This is a genomic window from Psychrobacter sp. Sarcosine-3u-12 (genome assembly GCF_002836005.1).
GTDB classification, from domain to species: Bacteria; Pseudomonadota; Gammaproteobacteria; order Pseudomonadales; family Moraxellaceae; genus Psychrobacter; species Psychrobacter okhotskensis.
Genome location: NZ_PJBY01000109.1, coordinates 318,505 through 340,618, shown reverse-complemented (window position 1 = coordinate 340,618; position 22,114 = coordinate 318,505). Strand labels below are relative to the sequence as shown.

The following is a 22,114-nucleotide window of genomic DNA, read 5'->3' as shown; positions in this document are numbered from 1 at the left end:
TGCAGTATAGTTTTTAATCCGAGGCAGTACCTAAAAGTGTGTACTACCAATCGCTGTAAGCTAACTGATAATCATTTACCTCAATCAGCCTAACCATCTGCTGCTAGCTAGTATTAATTGGTTTTAATTTATCAGCACTCAAATTCAGGCCATATGATTTAGCAATATATAGTGAATTCAGTATAAAAACGATACAGTGGGACTGGGATAAATTTTTCGCAGCCTCTGTCTGCGTAGGTACAGCACACAAGGAAAATTTAGACCAGTTCCACCTTGATATATAATGTATCTGTTTTATTTAGGATTGACTATATTATGTGAAGTGGGCAATCTATTTTTTAGAAAAAGGTAGTATATTAAATAGACTTCAATAAAGAAAAGCCCCACAAACGAAAGTTTATAGGACTATTATGAGGCTACTTTAGAATGATCATTTCAAATCAAACACCTAAAACTAGGCTTTAGTGATGATTGTTTCTTCGTCAAATCGAGACTTAGGCAGATCAGCATTAAAATCATCTTCACTACGATAGCCAAGAGAAACCATTGCGACCGCTGTATAGCCCTTACTACGTAAATCAAACTCTTCATCAAGCGCTTTTAAATCTGCGCCTTCCATCGGCACAGCATCAATACCCAAAGTAGCAGCGCCTAGTAGTAATGCACCCATATTGAGATACAACTGCTCTATCAACCAATGCGGCTCGTCTTTTTGCTCATAACGACGAATGTCCAAGAACATTTTACGCGTTTGATGCATTTGCTCTTTGAGTTTTGGTTCTGCAAAGCGACCATCAGCATCTTCTTTATCGAGCAAGCCTTCTAAAAACTCGTCATCGGCATAGACACGGCTACAGAATACGATGACATGCGAGGCATCTTTTACTTTGGCATCATTGAATTCATACATGCCCTCAGTGCCTTTTGCAATTCGAGCTTTACCCGCTTCGTCATCAGCAATCACAAAATGCCAAGGCTGAATATTGGTGCTCGACGGACTGAGACGTAAGATATCTTTTAGACTCTGAAAGTCTTCTGCTGATATTTTTTTGTTGGTATCAAACTCTTTGGTGCTGTAACGCCATTTCATTGCTTCAGTGATATTTTTCATATATGACACCATAGTGAGTGTTAAGTTTTTATTGTTTATTGAATTATTATTAGCGTTATTTATAAATAATCATCGCTAATTTCAATGGAGCAACTTTAAATAAAAACCTGTTTTGTGACCACGGCAGATTGGTTAAGTAGTCATGGGTTTTGTTATCAGTGCGTCAGTTGTTAGACCGTTTTTGCAAAAATTTCGGCTATCCTACTGATAATAGTTACAATTGAGCTACCTAAGTGATAACGCAGACTGTGCAGACTACATTGTAATCGCTCCCTCATTCTCTTAATATTGACTGAGTGATATTATCCAAAGCTGATTCAACCAAGTCGCTTTGGCTGATATGTCTAGCTATAAAATACCGTCATAAAAAATAAACAATAATGCTTGCGAGGATATATGAGCACATCAGAAAAACCACTCCGAATAGACATCGTCTCAGACGTTGTATGCCCTTGGTGCGTCATTGGTTACCGCCAGCTGGCAGAAGCGCTCAAGCAAACCAACACCGAACATGAGATTCGCTGGCATCCGTTTGAGCTTAATCCAAATATGCCCAGCGAAGGACAAAATATGCGTGAACATATTATGGAAAAGTATGGTTCGAGTAAGCAAGAATCTGATGCTAGCCGTGCTCGATTAATAGAAGCTGGTCGTGAGGTCGGCTTTGAATTTAACTTTAACGATGACACACGTATGCATAATACCTTTAATCTGCATCAGCTCTTGCACTGGGCAGATCAGCAAGGCTGTATGCACGACTTAAAGCAAGCGTTGTTCGCCGCACACTTTACCCATGGTCGCAATATTTCTGACAATGCCGTGCTCGCCGATATCGCTGCAGAGACCGGCTTGGATCGTAATGAAGCACTAGCCGTGTTAGACGACCAGCGTTTTGCTAAAGCAGTAAGAGAGGCTGAGCAACATTGGCAGCAGCAAGGCATTCAAAGCGTGCCGGCGGTAATTTTTAATGAACGTCATCTGGTTAGCGGTGCGCAAGGTGTAGAGAATTTCACGAATATTTTGCAGCAATTAGCTGACATGCCAGACTAGCTTTGTTGATAGGATTTCCTGACTAGCTTTGTTAACAAAATTTCGTTCGCTACTCATAAAAGGATCTTTTATGTCCTCTAATAAATCACCCTCGATTATCGTGTTCGATGTCAATGAGACGCTACTCGACATTACCACTCTTGAACCATTATTTGCTCGACTGTTCGATGACAAGCAGATACTCAGAGAGTGGTTTGCCCAATTGGTGCTTTACTCGCAAACCATGACTTTATCAGGACTCTATACGCCTTTTGGTGAGCTTGGTGTCGATGCGTTGCAGATGACCGCTGATATCCATGAAATCACGCTGACAGATGACGATATCGATGAGTTAAAAGAGCGCATGAGCGAAATGCCTGCTCATCCTGATGCAATACCGGCATTAACCAAACTACGTGACGCAGGGTTTCGACTGGTAACGTTAACCAACTCAGCGAGCAGCCCGTCCCCTACGCCACTTGAAAAGGCAGGGTTGAGTGAGTTTTTTGAGCAGTCTTTTAGCGTTGAGAAGGTTGCAAAATTCAAGCCTGCGCCTGAGACTTATCAAATGATCACTAAAGAGCTGGCTGTTGAAATGTCAGATTTGTGCCTTGTCGCTTGTCATCTTTGGGATACGATTGGCGCGCAAGCGGCTGGCTGTCAAGGAGCATTTCTTAAACGTCCTTATAACGCTATGTTGCCCGCCTCCAATGTGCCAACACCGGACTTTGTGGCCTCAGATCTTGTCACACTTGCTGAGCAGATCATTCTTGATACTCAAGGCTAACCGTTATTTATAAGCCTATCGTCAACATATCCTAAAAATGCTACGATGTTGCTGATATATCGATATTACTTTTCACTGACTATATTTTTAATGCTAAAAAAATGCCGCCCTTATATAGGGACGGCATTTTTGGTTTTTCTATCTTATAAAACTAGGGCGTGTCTTCAAGATTATCTCTTAAAAATGAATCACCGTACGAATACTCTCACCCTTGTGCATCAAGTCAAAGGCTTCGTTGATATCTTCTAATGGCATAGTGTGAGTGATAAAGTCCTCTAAGGGGATATCGCCTGCTAAATAACGCTCAACGTAGCCAGGCAGCTCTGAACGGCCTTTGACGCCCCCAAATGCTGAGCCTTTCCAGACCCGGCCCGTCACTAGCTGGAATGGACGGGTTGAGATTTCTTTCCCTGCACCAGCGACACCGATGATGACCGACTCGCCCCAACCTTTATGGCAGCACTCAAGCGCTGAACGCATGACATCGACATTACCAATACATTCAAACGAATAGTCTACGCCGCCATCAGTCATCTCAACGATGACCTCTTGGATAGGCTTGTCATAGTCTTTAGAATTGATGCAATCAGTCGCGCCAAGCTTCTTAGCCAACTCAAATTTATCTTCGTTAATATCAATACCGATAATACGACTGGCTTTTGCCATTTTTGCACCAATGATGGCGGCGAGGCCAATACCACCAAGACCGAAAACAGCAACGGTAGAACCTTCTTCAACCTTAGCGGTATTCATAACCGCGCCCATGCCGGTGGTCACGCCACAACCTAGCAAACAAACTTTTTCTAATGGTGCGTCTTTGTCCACTTTGGCTAAAGAGATCTCTGGCAAGACGGTATATTCAGAGAAAGTTGAGCAGCCCATGTAATGATAAATTGGCTCACCGTCTTTATAAAAGCGCGTGGTGCCGTCTGGCATTAAGCCTTTACCTTGAGTCTCGCGTACGGCTGAGCATAGGTTGGTTTTACCTGAAGTACAGAATTTACAAACGCCGCACTCTGCGGTATATAAAGGAATAACGTGATCGCCGACTTGGACGCTGGTCACGCCTTCGCCGATTTGTTCAACGATACCGCCACCTTCATGACCTAAGATAGCTGGGAATACGCCTTCTGGATCTTCACCAGATAAGGTAAAGGCATCAGTGTGGCAGACGCCACTGGCGATGATTTTTACCAATACTTCGCCTTTGCGCGGCAGCATGACATCCACTTCTTCGATAGATAGTGGTTGGTTTGGGCCCCAAGCGATGGCGGCTTTTGATTTAATAAATTTATCTGACATAGTTGTCTCTCTTTTTAATTAGTTTTATCGGTTATTGAGCACAGACCTATTCATCTTATATTGCTGACTTAGTAGAGGCAAGCTACAGTTGTACCAGTCTGTGAAGCATTAAACTTTATACTGACCATTATAGTCGTTTCTGCCATGATAACAATGTGCTATATTTACAAATATCTTTTACACAGTGGTAATAATCATGCGCTGGGATGGTATTAGCGAGTTCGTCTATGTGGCGGAGTATGAGAGCTTCACACGTGCTGCCAAAGAATTGGGCATCTCAACCGCGCAAGTCAGTCGGCAGATAAGCGCTTTAGAGAAACGTCTCAATATTAAATTGCTATATCGTACAACTCGTAAGGTAACACTGACTGAAGAAGGCCGCGTGTTTTATCAGCATTGCCGCAGTGTACTCGATGGCTTGGATGCCGCTGAGCAAGCGGTGAGTAACTTACAATCAAAACCCCAAGGCAGGATTAAACTGACCGCCCCTGTCACTTATGGCGAGCAGCAATTATTGCCACTGGTCAATGATTTCATGGTGCAATATAGTGATATCGAAGTGACGGTATTTTTGAGCAATCAAAAAATCGACCTAATTGATGGCGGCTATGACTTGGCAATTCGTATTGGCAAATTAAGCGACTCAACCATGATGGCAAAAAAACTCAGCCGTCGTACCAACTTCGTCTGTGCCGCACCCGCTTATCTTGAAAAATACGGCACGCCTCATGCTTTGTCCGAGCTAAGCCAACATAACTGCTTACTTGGCACTCGTGACTATTGGCACTTTATAGATTTTAAAAAAACAGATTCTAAAAAAACAGGTTCTGGAAAAGACGCTGATAAAGAAAAAAACCTGCGAGTGTCTGGCACTGTGCAATACAACAGTGGTCACAGCCTAGTCGATGCTGCCTTAAAAGGTCTGGGTATCGTGCAGCTACCTGATTATTATGTGCAAAAACACTTAGCATCAGGTGCGTTGGTCAGCTTACTGGATAACTATAGAGAGCCTGAAGAAAGTATCTGGGCCGTCTATCCGCACAACCGTCATTTATCGCCAAAGATTCGGTTGCTCGTAGATTATCTAGCAGAGCGTTTGGCTTAGATGATAGTTTTGGCTTAGTCATTCTTTAAGAGGTGTTGTAATGCGACCCTTTACTATGCGCAGTTTATTACGCACAGTGTTATAGCTCACAATGAATATTCGATGTTGCTAACCATCAATCACTGAATAAACAACCACCATAAAAAAGGACTTTTTATGCTTAAAATTATCTCTATTGCGGCGTTAGCTTTGGCTGTATCCTCTTGCGCCAGTGTTGAAAATATTTTAAACGCGCCAGATAAGGTGCAATCAACGCCAGAAACGATGACTGCTATCAATGCTGAGAAGGGTTTGGTGACGATGCAAAGTAATCACTCCGTTCAAGATACTGCGGATAAGCTAGCAGCGATTATCGAAAGTAAAGGTATGAAAGTATTTGCGCGCGTCGATCATCAGAAAAATGCGCAAGGTGTTGATTTAACATTAAGACCGACGCAAGTGATTATGTTTGGTAATCCGAAAGCGGGTACGCCATTGATGAATTGCGAGCAAAGCGTCGCTATTGATTTGCCGCAAAAAATCCTTATCAGTGAAGATGCCGATAAAAAGGTCTGGTTGTCGTACAATAATCCTGACTATCTCAAAGACCGTCATAATATAAAAGGTTGTGATACCCAGCTTGCTAATATGGCAAAAGCATTGGATGGCGTTAGTAAAGCCGCTATTGCAAAGTAAGCTATAAATGAGAGTCTAAACAAGTAAAAAGGTGGGATACAAAAGCATAACCCACCTTTCTCATGTTTTAGAAAATTAAATTATTAGCGATTCTCAGATTGTGCTATTTGCTCATGTAACTCTACTTTCAACTTCTTTGCACATTCAATAATTTTCTTTCGATTGGCAGGAATAGCGCCGTTTTCGATAGCAGTTAAGCGCATTTGTACCGTGACATCATAGTGCGGATAACTGGCATTACGGTGAAATAAGCGCTTATCCACTTCAATCAATGCGGCAAAGTCATGCAACTCTTGCAGGGTATCAGCCAGCATATGGCACCATTTATAGCCTTTAAATTCTATCTGCATAAAATCAACGTATATCGCCATAGAGTCGCCTCCTTTATTATCAATGGCTATTTTATCATGTGCTAAACAACGCTTTCACAACACAGCCATTAGAACAATTCACTTGCATCTTTCTTAAGCTGTTTCAGTACGACTTGGTATTCGCTATCATTGGTTTCAAGGCTGCTTAGGCGTCCATAACGCAGTTGACGATAGTCCTGCTTCATCTGTATTATTTTTGCTTGTACAATCTCTGAGTGACCGCTATCTGTTAGCTTACTAACTTTACCACCCGCACCGCTACTTACAGTATTGTTACGGCTATCCATGTCACTATTTATATCATTGCCTCGGTTATTAACCGCCGCTGCCAAACGCTCAAGCCAAGCCAATTGCCCTTCGTTGTTATCGCGAGCGAGCGATTTATCCGCTTTGCCAATGCGCTTTGATAATTGTGCAAGTGGTAGATCGGCTGGATGCCAACGCTTACGGCGACGTTGCCAAATGACAAAGACCAAAATCACCATGACAGTAATAGCACTCACCGCTAGCCAAATAATTTGCTGCATGATTGAGCGGATGTTAAACCACTTGAGTAATGAGTCAGCTTGCTTATCCTGATCGTAACCAACGACGTCTTTTTGCCAATAGTAGCTGGCTTGATCTGAGAGGCGGCGTAAGGTTTGTAGCATTTGATACTGCTGATAGCTGATTTGCGCACTAGCCCCATCACCGAACATTGCTGCCCCTTGTGCCTGCGTCAGTGCATCCATACCTTGCTCGACACGCTCAGGCGCTACAAAAGCCGTCGGATCGACACGTACCCAACCTTGACCGTCAAGCCAAACCTCCGTCCAAGCGTGCGCATCCTTTTGCCGTACTTCCCAAACATTACCACCGCGGCTCAGCTCACCACCTTGATAGCCCGCCACGACGCGTGCTGGAATGCCAGCAGCGCGCATCATAAAGGTGAAGCTGGAAGAATAGTGCTCACAAAACCCCGCTTTGGTGTCAAATAAAAACTCATCAATACGGTTCTTATGCAATCGTGGCGGCGACAACGTATAACGAAAGTCCGTTTGGTTGATCCAGCGCTCAAGTGCTTGCATGTAGCGTACTGGGTCTGAGTCTGATTGAACAAACAGCTGCTGCGCCAGTGCTTTTGCTTTGGGATTGCCGTCAGCTGGCAGGGCAAGATTCAGACGGCGTGACTCATCAGAGAGAATCGTATCGATACCCATCGGGGCAAACTGTAATACCTCGTAGCGCAGCTGTTGGGTAACCGGCTGGTCTTTTAATAAAGTAAAGTTTGAAGTAATACTAATGTCTTGACGCTGAGCAAAAGGATAATCAAGGCCAAATAGCCAGTTTTGTTGCGTGGGCTCTAGAATAATCTCATAGCTGGTCGGCGCAGCTTTCACCTCATCAGGGATAGTAGCAAAGGCATTCTCAATCCAAGCAGGTATTCGCTGCGTCGGCTGCCACTGTCGTTGCTGAGGGCTAGGACGCCACGTCACCCCGTCAAAGTCGCTAAATACCAAGCCGCGCCAATATAGCTGCTGCTGTGGTGGGCGCTTATCTGCAAACTCTACCCGAAACGCCAGCTCAGTCGATTGTCCCAAATTGGCAAAATCACCGGGCGACATACTATCAGAGACACCCGTGGTCGCCTGCTGCCCTGATAGTTGTACTGACCATAGCGGTGGCAAGCGCGGAAAGAACAAAAACAACACGACCAATAACGGCAATGCCCCAAGACCTAATACACCTAAAGTACGCAAGCGACCATCACCATGAGTATTGCCATCGTCATTTAGCGCAATAAATGCCAACAACACAATGACCGCCCCGACGATTACTTCTAACGTCGTCACAAGACCTTGATCCATCAAAAATAGCGCGGCAAGGACAAACAGTGAAAGATTCAATACCACATAAGCATCACGGCGCTTATACAACTCCCACAGCTTACTGATGAGACATAGCACCAAAAACGCTACGCCCATATCGAGGCCGAAAGCGGTATTATAAGTCAGCCACAGACCTGTAAGCCCCAATAAGAAGCCGAGCATTTGCATGCTTTGATAGACACGTTTTAGATGCGCTAATTTTTTGAATCGCGCTTTTACACGCGGCATCTGAGCAATGATACTGACCACCGCAAAACCCATTAGCCATAATGGCAAGTGCGCTGCATGCGGTAAGATAATGACAACTTGAGCAATTAATACCCAATAATAGGCTGGTAAGGCGAGTAGCTTGTGAGTCCATTTAGCATTGCTAGCCTGCTCAGTGTGAGAAGTGATATGTTGACCCAAAGCCAATTGCTCAAAGCTTGCAGGATTGATCTCTGTCTCATTTGTAGAGGAATTTTTAAAATTGATCATGGTGCTTTCGCCAGCCTTAACAAGCATGCTCGTGCAAAGCTATCGCCTTCACCCATTGTTGCAGCAGAAGGCGCGTCGCCGGCTAAGCGCATGTTAAATGGCACACCCAGCTCACCTAATGTCACGACGCCATAAGCCAGTTGTGCCAGCCTCTGTTCATGATGGGCTGCTGGCATATCGGCATAATCCAATGTTTGCTCATCACCGACTGGATCAGCGAAATGCTTGGTAAACATGCCTTGACCGCGCGCCACGTGACCCCAAGAAACCCGAGCCAGCGACTCACCTTCGATATAATTATCGAGCCGCTCAAAGTCATCTTGACCTTGACGATATTGCCCGCCTGTTGGCAAGTCCTCTAAACTTGCGACCGAATACTGCGTCTGCCAGTCAAAGGCTTCAGGTTTTGGATAGACCCAAGCGCTACGGGCAAAATAGACATAAGACCATGCACGCATGATCCCTAATGGATAAACGGTTTTGATGGTTAATCGTGGCAACTCAAACGCGCCACGATTATGCGTCTGCACCGGCAAACGAATAATTTGCTCATCTTGTAACCGTGTAACAAGTACAGAATGTTGACTATCCACGTGATGTTTGATTTTCTTACCAGATTTTTTATCCATCTCTTTATCAGTCTGCGCAAAGCTAAATAGCAGCTGGCGTCTTGGCTGGCGACTCTCACTACGCAGTTGCAGGGTCACCCAGACAGGCGCACCCGCTTCTGCCATGGTCACCTCTATTAGCTGTACCTTTAGACCTGAGATATGAGCAAAGGTCACATGAAAGCTGATCAGCCAGACACTGATTAGATAAAAACATAAGCCCAATACCAAGTTATTGCCATAGTTGATACCAGCGATAAAGGTAATGACCAGTAAGACAGCAAATAGCATCCCTTCACGACTAAAAAAGATATAGACGTTACGCAAATTGAGGGTGGCACTATCACTTTTGGGCGCACGCGAAGCAAACCAACGGCTTAATGCTGAAGTAGCTGGTACGGTTAAGGCTTTTGGCAAAAAGCTCATGACTACCCTATCCTTACCATAAAATGGATACTCTCATCGATAACTGAATGATCGTTTGAAAAATAAGCATGCGATTAAATAACGGACTCTTAAACAACAACCGCTACGTCTGCCAAAATGCGTTGGGCGATGGTCTGCGTCGCTTGTCCTCCCGTCACATGCGCGGGTACAAAACGCTGACCGAGACGGTGATCAGTGACGGCGGCAAACACCGCTTGAATGTCTTCAGGCGTCATCTCCATATGCCCCGATACATAGGCATAGGCTTGTGCGGCACGCTGTAGCGACAGCACGCCACGTGGTGATAAGCCATGATACTCTTGGCTTGATCGTGTTTTTGCCACCAGTCTTTGTAGATAGTCCAAGACCACATCCGCGACATATACTTGCTTGACGCCTTGCTGCGCTAACAAGACCGCCTCGGTATCAAGTACCGCAGACAACTCTTTTAGTAACTCACGGCGATCCTGACCTTTTAAAAGCTCACGCTCTGCGGCAGGTGATGGATAGCCAAGCGACAAGCATAGCAAGAATCGATCTAACTGCGATTCAGGCAGCGGATAGACGCCTGCTTGCTGCAAAGGGTTTTGAGTTGCAATCACAAAGAACGGCTGAGGCAAAGGATAGCTTTGACCATCTTGGGTGACTTGCCGTTCTTCCATTGCTTCTAGTAAGGCACTTTGCGTCTTGGGGCTAGAGCGATTAATCTCATCAGCGAGTAACAGCTGAGTAAAGATAGGGCCAGCACGAAACTCAAATTGCTGTTTACTTTGATCGTAAATGTTCATTCCTAAAATATCTGCTGGCAGCATATCATTGGTGAACTGTACACGGCTAAAGCTCAAACCTAATAACTGCGCCAAGCCTTGCGCCAAAGTGGTTTTACCCATACCCGGTATATCTTGCAACAATAGATGACCACCTGCCAATATACCGCTGAGCGCCAACTTAACGGCTTGTGGCTTATCTAACACGATTTGATTTAACTGCGCCATAAGCTGGGCAATTTTCTGCTGATTGTGACGATAGTCGGCAACGCTGAACGTCGACTTATTAACCATCTCGGATGCTGATTGAGGTGTCGTTGTAATGGCTCTATCGGTAGCGGCGTGGGTCATAGTCAATTATTGGCTCGTTTTTTGAATCATTAGGAATCATTAGGAATCATTAGGAATTATTTTGACTCATCTGCAACGATCGGCGCGGCGGCGCGCAGCGTTGACAGATAAGCGATCACATCCGCACGCTCTTGTGCATCTGGCATCGGGTCTGATAGCATCTTTGAGTTTGGCATGGCTTTTTCCGCATCTGCAATATAAGGGTCGAGCGTTGCTGCATCCCATACCCAACCTGAGTTTTTTAGCCCGTCACTATAGGTATAATCTGCTAACTCTGCAGCGGGCGCGCCATATATATTCATCAACTGCGGGCCTTTTTTATTGAGTCCAGCATTCCTCTGATGGCATTGGCCACAAGCGTCTTGATAAATTAGAGCACCATTATCGGCATCACCTTCAGTATATATTGGCAGCGTGACAGGCGCGCGATGATCAGGTGGGATACTTTCCCCGCAGGCGGTGAGTAGCAGAACAGCGGAAAAAATACCGCTCAATATTGATGTATTGATGATAGACATTTTTGGCAATCTTTAGTTGAGGAGCGCCAGCTATGTGAGACAACAGGCATAGTGCATTGAAAAACCATGTAGAAAGCAACATCAGGCGGCACACATAGATAGCTGTTTAAAAATAGAGCGCAATTTATCGGCAGCTAAACCAATAAATCACGCTTAAGAAACGTCTAGGATTATAGCTTTATAATCACACATGAGATTAGGGCGTATCCTCATTTTAAAAATGGTCGTAAAAATGAGATAAATTGCCGTCAAATGAGAAAAATAGCGCAAATAATATCGGGATATTATTCAGCTATTTGACGCTATTTGACGATATTTGGCAAAATTTAGTCATTTTTAGCCCAGTTAGATACAAGCGCTTGAATTGAGGACACGCCCTAGGTTCTCTTATGTGCCACTAGCAACTTTCATTGTACTGCTTGGCTCTTCCAAATAATACCCTTGCAGGTAACGCGCACCCACACTCCAAGCGACAGACATGGTTGCCGCCTCTTCAATGTAAGGCATCAACACATCAATATTAACCGTATTGGTACGTACGATTAGTGATTTAACGGCTTCTAAATTATCTGCAGAGTCGATATCTTGTACATAACTGCGGGCCAAACGCACCACATCTGGCTGCACAAAGCTGGCAATCTCAATAGACTTAGTAGATGAGCCGAAGTTATTGACGCCAAGCTGACAGCTCACTTTATTAAGGGCCTCAAACTGAGATTTGGCGACTGTTAAATGATCGGCAATATCTTTTTCGTTGAACTGTAGCGTTAACACTCCTGCCGCACCGCCAACCGCATTAATCAGCTGACTGGCGACATTGGGCAGCTTTTTATCCACCAGCGAAGCACTGGTCAATTGTACCAGTAGTCGCGCCTCAGGATGGGTTTTACGTACATCGTTTATTTTTTTGCAGGCATTGATCAGCACCCAGCGATCTATTTTTTCTAACAGTTGATGCGTCTTTGCAACCGCCATAAATTGATCAGGGGTCAATACTGTATTGTCAGCATCTGCCAATGGCAAACGCAGATAGACTTCAAAAAAGTCACTACGATCATGATTGATGTCATATATCGCTTGGAATGATAGCTCAAAGCGATTATTGGCAATGGCATCGACTAAAGACTCCGCCAGCGCATGGTCATCACTATTGGCATGTTCGCTTGGATCATATAGATGATAAGTACCACCGTTATTGGAGGTCTCGGTCATAATCTGGGCGATGGCATCCATCGCTCGCTCGAGTACTATTTTAGGCTCAGCAGTATTTCTTTCGATTTTGACAATACCAATACTCGCCGTCGTGCTGGTCGTGCGCTTATCGACTTCAATAAGCATGCCACTAATCCGTAGGCCAATATGCTCCGCAAGCTTTTCGAGATCGTCGGTGGTCTGGTTTTCTACTAGTATCGTAAATGCTGTGTCACTAAAGCGGCTCACATAGCCTTCTGGCACCAGCTCATCTAAAGCATAAGCGACCTGTCTGACTGTCGTATCGACACCTTGCAAGCCCAAGCTACTTCTGATCTTACCAATGTTATCGAGCTGAACATACAACAGCCCAGCAGTCAGAGTACCAGCCAACGCTTGCTGGTGTAATATCGCCAACTGCTCTTCAAAACCACGACGGTTATTGATGCCTGTCAAGCTGTCCTTACGCTCAGCTTCTGCCAAGCGCTTAGCAACCTCAGCACTATTACTGTTATTTTGTTGAATAATAATCTGGGTAACCGGCTCACTATCCAAGGTAGCTGCTGCCAGCTGTAATTTTGCCTCAAAGGTACTGCCATCCGTACGCAGACTCTCAAACTTGAACTCGACTTCGTCACGGCTCCCTTTATCAAACTGCCGCAAAAACTGCTTAAAGGCTTTGATGTTATCACCGCCTGCGATCAAGTCAATAACCGGTACGCCAATGATATCGTTCATTGAGTCAAAACCGAATAGCTGAAGATAAGGGTCATTGGCAAAGATATGAATCCCTTGATCAAGGTAGGCAACCGCACTTTTAGAGTTTTTGATCAAGATATTAGCGCGCTGCTCTGCTTCAGATAACACGTGACGCAAGGCTTTAAGCTGATGACGACTCCGCAAATTACCATGCTGTAAACAGATGGCCATCACTACCGCTGTCTCTTGGTCTGCCCTAAGCGCCTTAACCATCGTGCTATTCATGACCGCAGGCAAACCTTCCTCGTTATGGGCAGTCGCAGCCATCTCCGCACTCATCAAGCATATCATCGGCAAGTCAATGCTTTGCTCTTGTACGATACCCACAACGTCGGTAAAGCCCATATCATAGGCTTGCCCAAAGACTAAGACATCCCACGGCTGGCGTAGCGATTTGAGCAGTTCTTCCTTGTCATCCAAAAAGCCTAGGTTGACGCTGTCATAATAAGAATCTAGCAAATCCACTAGGCGCTCAGCATAGAGCTGATCGTCATCGATAACTAATAGATTTAAGACGGACTGAGTACGCATAGGAGGCCTTTTGAATCTTATGATCGTATTTATTTTTATCGCTTAACTTCGATACCTCGCCCTTTTATCAATATTTAGATAGCGCGGCAAATAGATAAGCACTATTCGGGTTCGGTTCGGGCGGTACTGACAATACTGGTTTATTGATATGATCTAGGCTGACTGGCTTAGTAGACATATCTTATCTATCAAACTTAAGTCATGGTATGCGTCATTATAGACAATAATTTGACCGACTGCAGCTTAACTTATTACTCATACCGTCAGATAAAGTGGTTATACCTGCACCTTCGCCATGTAACCATCTACACTTATATCCATGCTGGTATTTAGGACACGCCCTAATTGAGCAGATTACAATTGTACTACTTCATATTGGCTAAACTCATCGGTAACCAGTAAAGGATTTAATAAGCGTAAGGATTTCTGTTTATTATTTAGGCGCATTATCACTCTATCACTGGTTTGAAAATGAGAGGTCGGCACGACTAAGCTACAAGTCGTCTGTAGCTGCTCATCACCAGCAATCATAAAAGCTGGCACAAAATGCTGACTGCGTGAGTCTCTGTCCTCTAGGCGCAGCCCACAAGAGATGAGCTTGTGACCGAGCACTTGCCATTCTACTTCTGGGTTTCGCGTATTAAGATTGAGCCAACGCACCACTCCCATCGACCAATCAGCTGCGGTCTTCGTCTCAGAACGGCATAATAAAAAGAGACTCATCATTTGCAACGGTGGCGGTGCAGTATCGCCAGGATGAATATCAGCATTAGTAGTATTGCTGTCCATCACTGCTACCATACTACTCGCTTGGCTACCGACTTTGCTCATTGTCGTTATCGTGGCGGTGCTTGGGGTTACAACCTTGTCTTCGGTAACAGCAGATATATCTTCAGGATTGATAATCAAGCGCAGCGTGCGAAAATGCGACAGGGCGTCCTTACTGTCGAAAGTCTCAACGGATAATAAGCCATTGGTCGTTTGTTTTTTTGGCACGGTATCATAGCGAGGTCGCTGCGCATCCGGCAGCTCTTTAGTGCCAATCAAACTTATTAGACCTTGCGCATGGCTAGCATGATAGTGAATGTCATTAAATCCGGTCACCATTGTGGCGTTTTGCTTAGGACTATACTTGGTCGGTACGGTCAATTGCGGCTGAATATAACGATAGGTTAGCGCCATGGCCATCCTATCGAGCAAACAACACTCAACGCCTTCGCTACCCTCATTCATTAACGCTTGCCGGCGTGCTTTTAGATAGGCGACCACTGGTGCTAGCTCAATAAAGAGACAGTCGTACTGGTTTTCGTAAGGATTGATATCAGAATGCGCGGTCAAATAAGTAGGTGGACTGTCACTATGCAAGTTAACGAAGACCCGCGTCTCAGTTTGCGGCTCTATGGTCGCAACGATTGGCTCAGCCCACTCAGGTAGCAAGCGCTGAACCAGCAGCATATTAGGGCGGCGCATGCCACGCACATTGAGTAAACTGTGCAGACATATTTGACAGTACAAGCGATGTATAGTGTCTGCACGATTGGTGACGACATGACCGCTCAGGTCAAGGGTAGCAGCATGGCGCTGATGGGCAAGATAATACAATCGATTGATTGCAGCCCATACATACGACGGTGCCTTTTGATAACAAAGCGCGTCTTCAATCAATAGCTTTTGATACATGAGTAGCGTCTGGTAAATGGCAATAGCTAACCTAACGGGAGAAGACTTTTCGCCCGTGAAGTGGCGCTGCCAGCCACTACTTGCTGGGGGTTTTTGCTGATCTAGCAATGCTATTTCGCGGCGTATCACCCCGTCATAAGTTAAAACAATGAGATAGTATAAGGATTTTACTTGAGCAACATGAGCCAACTGCGCGTCACTTAGCGCTCCTGCTTCATAAATATAATACTGACGTAAAGCGGCGATCAGCCGATCAGCCGCTTCAAGGACGATAGTTATTAAGGTAAAGCGTTGCTGATCATCTACATCAGCCACCCTCAATTCCATGAGTACTTTTTCCAATTGCTCCGTTTGCTGCGCTTCTGTTTGCGATGGCATCAGCGCTACCCAGTTGCGTAGGTGCTGCTCTTGGCCGTCGGTCGATTTACCAGATGCTGCAGGTAACGCTGCAATCGACGCCAACTGCTGTTGAAAAACTGATAAAGTTATCATTACTATCCTTAGTCATTGCACAGTAACGGCTGTACAAGTTAGTAGCAAGCAGTTAGGTAAGCTTTAGCTATCGATTGGCTATAATAACGGCTGCTTACGCACTTATTAGTCATTATTTGTCTGCTAATAGCGCTACTTTATCATAATGCAACTTTTAGACTTCATTGTAAATGTCAATCGGCACCTTAAACGGTCTATCTGGCAACTCTCTAACCAGCTTAGGTACTAGATAGCCGGGTAATGCTGCCAATAGTGACCAGTAAAGCGCTATTGCTGACCGCTCGTCGCTATCGAAATGTGCCGCGCCTGCTACTTTATCCAATACGTGTAGATAATAAGGCAATACCCCAGCAGAGAATAAACGTTGACTTAAGGCAGTTTGAGCAGCCACGCTGTCATTGATACCTTTTAAAAGCACAGCTTGATTCAATAGCGTCACGCCAGCCGCCCGCGCCCGCTGCAAATATTCTGCTGTGAGCGTATCGATTTCATTGGCATGGTTACAGTGAATGACCATGACGATATGACAGCGACTTTGTGCTAGCCGCTCTAATAATGGCGCATCTAAACGCGCTGGAATCACAATTGGCAACCGAGTATGGAGCCGAATGGTGGTCAATTGCGGAATGGCCTCTAAAGTATCAAGCCAAGCAAACAGTCGTCTGTTGGTCACGTTTAAAGGATCGCCGCCACTTAAAATCACCTCATTAATGTCGGGATGGGCGGTAATATAATCGATTATGCTTTGTTTGGCATCGGCGGTGGGCATATTGGCACTGTAGTCAAAATGCTGACGGAAGCAATAACGACAATGAATTGCACAAGCACCCGTAATCGTCAGCAGCACTCTGGATTGGTATTTATGCAATAAGCCTTTGGTCGGGTTATGAGCGTTTTCCGCTAAAGGATCTGCCACATAGCCAGTCACTGCGATTTGCTCTTGTCGATCAGGTAGCACTTGCTTTAATAAGGGATCATCGCTATCGCCGACAGTCATTTTTGCGACAAAAGCACGTGGCACGCGTAGCTCGAAATGCTCAGGCACATAAACCTCTGCACGTAGCGATTCGAGCTTTAGGATACCAAGTAATTCATCGATGCTAGTAATCCCTTCGGATAATTGCGTTTGCCAGTTTTTTTGTGTGATTAAATGGTTTATCATGACAACCTAGTACCTGTGCCTAAAAGGCGTCATTATACGCCCTTAGTGAGTGCCCTATCAAAGCATACCCGTCAGCCATCAATACTTGGCGTGACGACAGCGTTTAGCACAGTCAGCTCCACACCCAAATACCGATCATATATTCGTAACCCTTAGGAGTTTCTTGTGGCAAGTTTTTCTACTAATGAATTTAAAGCCGGTCTAAAAGTCATGCTCGATGGCAATCCCTGTGCCATTCTCGAAAATGAGTTCGTCAAACCTGGTAAAGGACAAGCGTTTAACCGCGTTAAATTGCGCAATCTACGCAGTGGCAGAACGCTAGAGCAAACGTTTAAGTCAGGTGATAGCCTAGAAGCGGCTGACGTAATGGATACTGAAATGAACTATCTGTATAACGATGGTGAGTTTTGGCACTTTATGCATCCAGAAAGTTTTGAGCAGATTCAAGCGGACAAAACAGCCATTGGCGACGCGTTAAAATGGCTTAAAGACAACAGCAATGCACTTTGTACCATTACCTTATTTAATGGCGTGCCATTATCAATCACCCCGCCTAACTTTGTTGAATTGCAGATTACCGAAACCGATCCAGGCGTACGCGGCGATACTTCAGGTGGCGGTGGCAAACCTGCCACGTTAGAGACGGGTGCGGTGGTACGTGTGCCACTATTCGTCCAGCAAGGTGAAGTCGTGCGTGTCGATACCCGTACTGGTGACTACCAAACTCGCGTGAGCTAATCGCTCAACTTGATTGAGTGGCGCATAAAAAAAGCTTAACCATCATTAAATGGTTAAGCTTTTTTTATGCCAAATGTTCTACAGTATTTCTATCATTTATTAATAACTGACATTTAAACAAGCATAGAAAACAGCGCTAAGTAACATCTATTATTTCTCATATCCCAAGATTTTACATTAAATCCTATTTTTCTAATGATTGCTTATGCATTAGCCAATATTGTACCAAAGCATTTAACTGTTCTTGCTTAAAAGGCTTGGTGCAATAATCCTGCATGCCCACATCAAGGTATTTTTGGCGCTCGCCATCCATCGCATTGGCAGTCAAGGCGATAATGGGTGGCAATACTTGAGGGTCATACAGCTCATGCAACTTAATGGTCGCCTGTACGCCATCCATAATCGGCATATGATGATCCATCAAAATGAGATCATAACGCTCAGGGTACAAAGCAAAAGCCTCAATCGCTTGCTGTCCATCGGTGACGTGGGTTACCGTATGGCCGCTATTACTCAAGGCTTTTTTGGCAATTGTCGCATTGACACTATCGTCTTCAACCAACAGTATGTGACCAGAACGCTCCTGACTCGGGGCGGTCATGGTAAAGTCGTTGGCAACTTGCCAATTTTCATACTGTTCCTCATCGATAGTAGCGAGCGGCAACAATACTGTGAAGGTTGTACCCTCACCGACCACACTATCGACGTCGATGCGCCCACCCATTAAATCCACCAGAGACTTACATACAGACAGCCCCAGACCCGTACCACCATAAAGACGATGGGTTGATTTATTGGCTTGATCATAGGCATCGAATATCGCGTCCAATGATTCAGGCTTAATACCGACACCCGTATCGGTGACCTCAATACATAGAGTCATGTTTTCGTAAGCAATACTCTCTTTGGTAATGTTCTCTTTAGTAATATTCTCTTCACCAATAATACCATCAGCAAACCCGCCATTGCTTTCATGTTTTTCAGCATTGTCATCGATACAATGGCAATTGGGCACGTGCTTGACATCGATACTGACTCGCCCACCTTCACGGGTGAACTTGATGGCATTATTGACAAGGTTGACCATGATTTGTTTAAGACGTACCGGATCGCCTTGCACATAAGGTGATAACGACTCAGTATAATGGTAATCTAAAATCAAGCCGCGCTGGCGAGCTTTGATCGCAAAAAGACTGACTACTTCATTGCATAAGGTGGACAGATTCATCGGAATGGTATCAATGGTCATTTTACCAGACTCAACTTTCGATAAGTCCAAGATACCGTTGATAATCGCTAGCAAATGCTCATTGGAGACTTTGATATTGTCCACATACTCTTGTTGTTCGTGACTAAGATCAGTCTCGCTAAGCATCTCTACCATGCCGATAATACCATTCATCGGTGTGCGTATTTCATGGCTCATATTGGCCAAAAAGTCCGACTTCATCTCGTTGGCATGTTTGGCGACCCGTTGTTTGTCTTGTAGTTGTAGCGCATCGGCTGCCATCATCGCGAACTGCGCCAATAATTGCGCTTGCTTATTATCAAAATCATCATGGGGTTTCATATCCATCAGACAAAAAGAGCCTAAACGGTACGTCTTATTGTCTTCATACATAATAATGGGCGCCCCGGCATAAAAGCGCAGGTACGGAGATTCTGTCACCAATGGATTTTGACTAAAGCGGCTATCTTTTGTCAAATCCGCAACCACAAATACCTCGTCAGACAGCACGGTATAGTTGCAAATAGCCACTTGGCGCGTCGTCGTACATACCCCGCCAAGCCCGTGCACAGATTTTAGATACTGGGTTTCTTCATCCATAAAGGTAATGGTGACGACCGGCATATCAAAAAACAACTTGGCAAGTTCAGTCAGACGCGCAAAGGCAGGCTCATCATTGTTGTTGAGCACCTGATGTTTTTTGAGCTTATTAATGCGCTCTACTTCATCTGCGGCGACCGGGTAGCGGCGCTTAGGTGAGTTAGGTATCGTCAAAGTGGACTCCATTCATTAAAATCAGACGCCTGTCTGCTTTATCAATAATTGTAACGCTTCGCTCACCATCAGCATAGCCACAACCGATGTCACTACGACCGCTGAACCGTAACCGCCACAGTGTAAACCGCCCGTTTGACAGCTTTTATCGACGCGTGGTGGTTCTGTGGAATAAACGCATTTGATTCCAAATTTTTCTTTTAAAGCACTGTTAATGCCTTTTTCATGACGCAGCTTATTGCGGAGCTTGGCGAGTAATGGATCTTGATAGCTATCACGCAAGTCACTCACCGTAATTTTGCTTGGGTCTATCTTACCACCCGCACCGCCTGCGCAAACCAATTTTAGTTTATTAAAACGGCAATGCAGGGCAATAGCAAGTTTGGCATTCATATCATCGACACAATCTAGCACGGCAATAGGATGACCTTGAGCAATGGCAGCCTTGGCTTCGTCACGACTCGGCAGCAGTGCAGTGACATTATCAGTGGTGAGAAAATCATCAATTAAATTGACCGTGACCTTGGGGTTAATCTCAGCAATGCGCTGCGCCATCGCTGCAATTTTGCTTTGACCAAAGGTGCTGTCCAGCGCTGGCAATTGCCGATTGACATTAGAAGCCACCAATACGTCTAAATCAATCAACGTAATAGTACCAACCGCAGTACGAGCCAGCGCTTCAGCTGCCCAAGAGCCAACACCTCCGATACCAATCACATACACATGCGCTGCCGCAAAAGTATCAACGGCTGAGCCACCGTAGAGAGTTTTCGTCCCTTGGAAACGTCGCTCGTATTGCTCACTTGCGCTACCACTGTCGTCATGAGCGACAGAATGCTCAACGGCATTAGGCTCTACAAACGACTGGTCAAATAATTTTGCTTCACTCATAACAGATTAAACGCTCTTTTGAGGGGTATATAATCAACGATAACTTATGTTGCTCTTATTTTATTCTGTACTATTTTACTTTGAACAACAGTAGCTTTTATGACTGCCTAGGATACAGCCATTGTGTGCGCAAGGCATCGCAACTATTTTGCCATAGTTGCTCAGCAAGACGAGCTGGTGGCACATCAAGTAACTCACTGAGACTGAGCAGCACCCATGGCAAATTGGCAGGAACATTCCTATTATGATCGGGCGCATCACCCCATTCACTATCAGGACTTTGTCCAAGCGCTGACTGATTATTGGTTGACGGATTGCTATCTGAGTGCTGGCACATGATGGGAGTCATATCCGGACAATCCGTCTCAATCACCAAACATTCAAGACCATAAGTATCAACTGCTGCTTGAATCGCCCGACGCAGTTTTTTGGCATTCGGATTGGTGACTTGTCCAGTGACCCCGAGCTTAAAGCCGAGTTTTACAAAGGCCTTTGCCTCTTGCTCACCACCACTAAAACTGTGAGCGACACCGCCCAACTTGTGCGCATCATAATCGTGCGCTTTTAATATCGCTAAGGCTTCAGCATGGGCTTTACGAATATGCAGCATGACGGGTAGCTGATGCGCCACTGCCATATCCAGTTGCGCCTTAAAAAACTGCTCTTGTTTGGCCAGCATATGCGGCTGCTTCATCTCGTCGGTAAAAGTATCCAAACCAATCTCACCGATTGCCAATGGGCACTGCTCAGTCAGCATCTTTGCCATACTCTGTAGATGAGCTTCTGTATGCTGCGTGATATAAAAAGGGTGTAGACCTAGAGCGATATGAACCTCAGGAGACGAGTGGTTTTGATTGCCAGCCTCCGTTGCAACTGCTGGCGTCGCAATTGCCTGACTGTTCTCATTGACCTGAACTTGCTCGTTAATCAGGCGTTTAATATCATACAGACGTTCAAAATGCTCATATAAATAACCCACCAGCATAAGGTGGCGCACGCCTTGCTCACAGGCTTTTTTTACTTGTACCGCTCTATCGCTATCAAATACTGGCGCGTCAAAATGTGTATGCGTGTCAATCAGTGGCAAAGCAGCAGACGAACAATGAGGAGCGATATACGATGAATCAAGAGCAGTCATTAACAAATTCCAAATTTTATTATTATTAGCATTTTTTTAACGAAAATATTTATTATAAAATAAATAGTGAGAGCAGTTAATCTTTAGCATTTGAATTGTTATTCGTCTTATTCTTAGTGTCGTTCTGTAGGCTAC

18 protein-coding genes are annotated in these 22,114 nt (G+C 45.0%); 5 read left to right on the top strand and 13 right to left on the bottom strand.

Annotated elements, in window-relative coordinates; genetic code table 11:
• Positions 1-454 precede the first annotated feature (454 nt).
• Entirely contained in the window at positions 455-1,111 is a 657-nt protein-coding gene (nfsB, locus tag CXF65_RS13350) for an oxygen-insensitive NAD(P)H nitroreductase (RefSeq protein WP_101212500.1), read from the bottom strand.
• Positions 1,112-1,507: 396 nt separating this feature from the next.
• Between nfsB and CXF65_RS13345 the strand changes: the two genes are divergently transcribed.
• Both CXF65_RS13345 and CXF65_RS13340 read left to right on the top strand, forming a co-directional pair.
• Complete coding sequence (locus CXF65_RS13345; RefSeq protein ID WP_101212498.1) at positions 1,508-2,161, top strand: DsbA family protein; 654 nt, start codon at positions 1,508-1,510, stop codon at positions 2,159-2,161.
• A gap of 70 nt (positions 2,162-2,231) precedes the next feature.
• Complete coding sequence (locus tag CXF65_RS13340; protein WP_101212496.1) at positions 2,232-2,927, top strand: haloacid dehalogenase type II; 696 nt, start codon at positions 2,232-2,234, stop codon at positions 2,925-2,927.
• A 177-nt stretch (positions 2,928-3,104) separates the two neighbouring features.
• On the opposite strand, the gene CXF65_RS13335 is transcribed toward CXF65_RS13340, so the two are convergent.
• Positions 3,105-4,229 (bottom strand): S-(hydroxymethyl)glutathione dehydrogenase/class III alcohol dehydrogenase, encoded by a 1,125-nt coding sequence (locus CXF65_RS13335; protein ID WP_025650771.1) that lies wholly within the window; start codon positions 4,227-4,229, stop codon positions 3,105-3,107.
• Positions 4,230-4,425: 196 nt separating this feature from the next.
• Here CXF65_RS13335 and CXF65_RS13330 point away from each other — a divergent pair, with 196 nt between their 5' ends.
• Both CXF65_RS13330 and CXF65_RS13325 read left to right on the top strand, forming a co-directional pair.
• Positions 4,426-5,334 carry a LysR family transcriptional regulator gene (locus tag CXF65_RS13330; RefSeq protein WP_101212494.1) on the top strand — a complete coding sequence of 303 codons (909 nt, stop codon included), beginning with the start codon at positions 4,426-4,428 and terminating at the stop codon, positions 5,332-5,334.
• Positions 5,335-5,490: 156 nt separating this feature from the next.
• Positions 5,491-6,009, top strand: coding sequence for a DUF302 domain-containing protein (locus tag CXF65_RS13325; RefSeq protein ID WP_101212492.1), 519 nt, complete (start codon positions 5,491-5,493; stop codon positions 6,007-6,009).
• 83 nt (positions 6,010-6,092) lie between these two features.
• On the opposite strand, the gene CXF65_RS13320 is transcribed toward CXF65_RS13325, so the two are convergent.
• From CXF65_RS13320 to epmB, 8 genes are all read right to left on the bottom strand, one after another.
• Positions 6,093-6,380 carry a DUF4031 domain-containing protein gene (locus CXF65_RS13320; protein WP_101212490.1) on the bottom strand — a complete coding sequence of 96 codons (288 nt, stop codon included), beginning with the start codon at positions 6,378-6,380 and terminating at the stop codon, positions 6,093-6,095.
• A 68-nt stretch (positions 6,381-6,448) separates the two neighbouring features.
• Complete coding sequence (locus CXF65_RS13315) at positions 6,449-8,725, bottom strand: transglutaminaseTgpA domain-containing protein (protein WP_101212488.1); 2,277 nt, start codon at positions 8,723-8,725, stop codon at positions 6,449-6,451.
• Positions 8,722-9,759: a hypothetical protein gene (locus CXF65_RS13310; protein ID WP_101212486.1), complete on the bottom strand. Its 1,038-nt coding sequence runs from the start codon at positions 9,757-9,759 to the stop codon at positions 8,722-8,724. The genes CXF65_RS13315 and CXF65_RS13310 overlap by 4 nt, the downstream gene beginning before the upstream one ends.
• An 89-nt stretch (positions 9,760-9,848) precedes the next feature.
• A complete protein-coding gene (locus CXF65_RS13305) occupies positions 9,849-10,820 on the bottom strand; it encodes an AAA family ATPase (RefSeq protein WP_227523278.1) in 972 nt (323 codons plus the stop codon).
• A 113-nt stretch (positions 10,821-10,933) separates the two neighbouring features.
• On the bottom strand, positions 10,934-11,395 hold the full coding sequence (locus tag CXF65_RS13300; protein WP_101212482.1) for a c-type cytochrome: 462 nt from the start codon (positions 11,393-11,395) through the stop codon (positions 10,934-10,936).
• A 387-nt stretch (positions 11,396-11,782) separates the two neighbouring features.
• Complete coding sequence (locus tag CXF65_RS13295; protein ID WP_025650779.1) at positions 11,783-13,876, bottom strand: EAL domain-containing protein; 2,094 nt, start codon at positions 13,874-13,876, stop codon at positions 11,783-11,785.
• A gap of 354 nt (positions 13,877-14,230) precedes the next feature.
• Positions 14,231-16,048: a hypothetical protein gene (locus tag CXF65_RS13285; protein ID WP_198552013.1), complete on the bottom strand. Its 1,818-nt coding sequence runs from the start codon at positions 16,046-16,048 to the stop codon at positions 14,231-14,233.
• Positions 16,049-16,202: 154 nt separating this feature from the next.
• Positions 16,203-17,210, bottom strand: coding sequence for an EF-P beta-lysylation protein EpmB (gene epmB, locus CXF65_RS13280; RefSeq protein ID WP_101212480.1), 1,008 nt, complete (start codon positions 17,208-17,210; stop codon positions 16,203-16,205).
• A gap of 165 nt (positions 17,211-17,375) precedes the next feature.
• Between epmB and efp the strand changes: the two genes are divergently transcribed.
• Complete coding sequence (gene efp / locus CXF65_RS13275) at positions 17,376-17,948, top strand: elongation factor P (RefSeq protein ID WP_101212477.1); 573 nt, start codon at positions 17,376-17,378, stop codon at positions 17,946-17,948.
• 184 nt (positions 17,949-18,132) lie between these two features.
• On the opposite strand, the gene CXF65_RS13270 is transcribed toward efp, so the two are convergent.
• The 3 genes from CXF65_RS13270 to CXF65_RS13260 form a co-directional block, all read right to left on the bottom strand.
• A complete protein-coding gene (locus CXF65_RS13270; protein WP_227523275.1) occupies positions 18,133-19,950 on the bottom strand; it encodes an ATP-binding protein in 1,818 nt (605 codons plus the stop codon).
• Between the two features lie 21 nt (positions 19,951-19,971).
• Positions 19,972-20,841 (bottom strand): ThiF family adenylyltransferase, encoded by an 870-nt coding sequence (locus CXF65_RS13265; protein ID WP_101212473.1) that lies wholly within the window; start codon positions 20,839-20,841, stop codon positions 19,972-19,974.
• Positions 20,842-20,938: 97 nt separating this feature from the next.
• Positions 20,939-21,979, bottom strand: coding sequence for a TatD family hydrolase (locus tag CXF65_RS13260; RefSeq protein WP_101212470.1), 1,041 nt, complete (start codon positions 21,977-21,979; stop codon positions 20,939-20,941).
• Positions 21,980-22,114: the final 135 nt, after the last annotated feature.

Coding starts and splice junctions, on each gene's coding strand:
- CXF65_RS13345 (WP_101212498.1), top strand. CDS start 1,508: ATGAGCACATCAGAAAAACCACTCCGAATAGACATCGTCTCAGACGTT.
- CXF65_RS13325 (WP_101212492.1), top strand. CDS start 5,491: ATGCTTAAAATTATCTCTATTGCGGCGTTAGCTTTGGCTGTATCCTCT.
- CXF65_RS13320 (WP_101212490.1), bottom strand. CDS start 6,380: ATGGCGATATACGTTGATTTTATGCAGATAGAATTTAAAGGCTATAAA.
- CXF65_RS13285 (WP_198552013.1), bottom strand. CDS start 16,048: ATGATAACTTTATCAGTTTTTCAACAGCAGTTGGCGTCGATTGCAGCG.
- CXF65_RS13305 (WP_227523278.1), bottom strand. CDS start 10,820: ATGGTTAATAAGTCGACGTTCAGCGTTGCCGACTATCGTCACAATCAG.
- CXF65_RS13310 (WP_101212486.1), bottom strand. CDS start 9,759: ATGAGCTTTTTGCCAAAAGCCTTAACCGTACCAGCTACTTCAGCATTA.
- CXF65_RS13295 (WP_025650779.1), bottom strand. CDS start 13,876: ATGCGTACTCAGTCCGTCTTAAATCTATTAGTTATCGATGACGATCAG.
- CXF65_RS13330 (WP_101212494.1), top strand. CDS start 4,426: ATGCGCTGGGATGGTATTAGCGAGTTCGTCTATGTGGCGGAGTATGAG.
- nfsB (WP_101212500.1), bottom strand. CDS start 1,111: ATGAAAAATATCACTGAAGCAATGAAATGGCGTTACAGCACCAAAGAG.
- CXF65_RS13260 (WP_101212470.1), bottom strand. CDS start 21,979: ATGACTGCTCTTGATTCATCGTATATCGCTCCTCATTGTTCGTCTGCT.
- epmB (WP_101212480.1), bottom strand. CDS start 17,210: ATGATAAACCATTTAATCACACAAAAAAACTGGCAAACGCAATTATCC.
- CXF65_RS13340 (WP_101212496.1), top strand. CDS start 2,232: ATGTCCTCTAATAAATCACCCTCGATTATCGTGTTCGATGTCAATGAG.
- CXF65_RS13265 (WP_101212473.1), bottom strand. CDS start 20,841: ATGAGTGAAGCAAAATTATTTGACCAGTCGTTTGTAGAGCCTAATGCC.
- CXF65_RS13335 (WP_025650771.1), bottom strand. CDS start 4,229: ATGTCAGATAAATTTATTAAATCAAAAGCCGCCATCGCTTGGGGCCCA.
- CXF65_RS13315 (WP_101212488.1), bottom strand. CDS start 8,725: ATGATCAATTTTAAAAATTCCTCTACAAATGAGACAGAGATCAATCCT.
- CXF65_RS13300 (WP_101212482.1), bottom strand. CDS start 11,395: ATGTCTATCATCAATACATCAATATTGAGCGGTATTTTTTCCGCTGTT.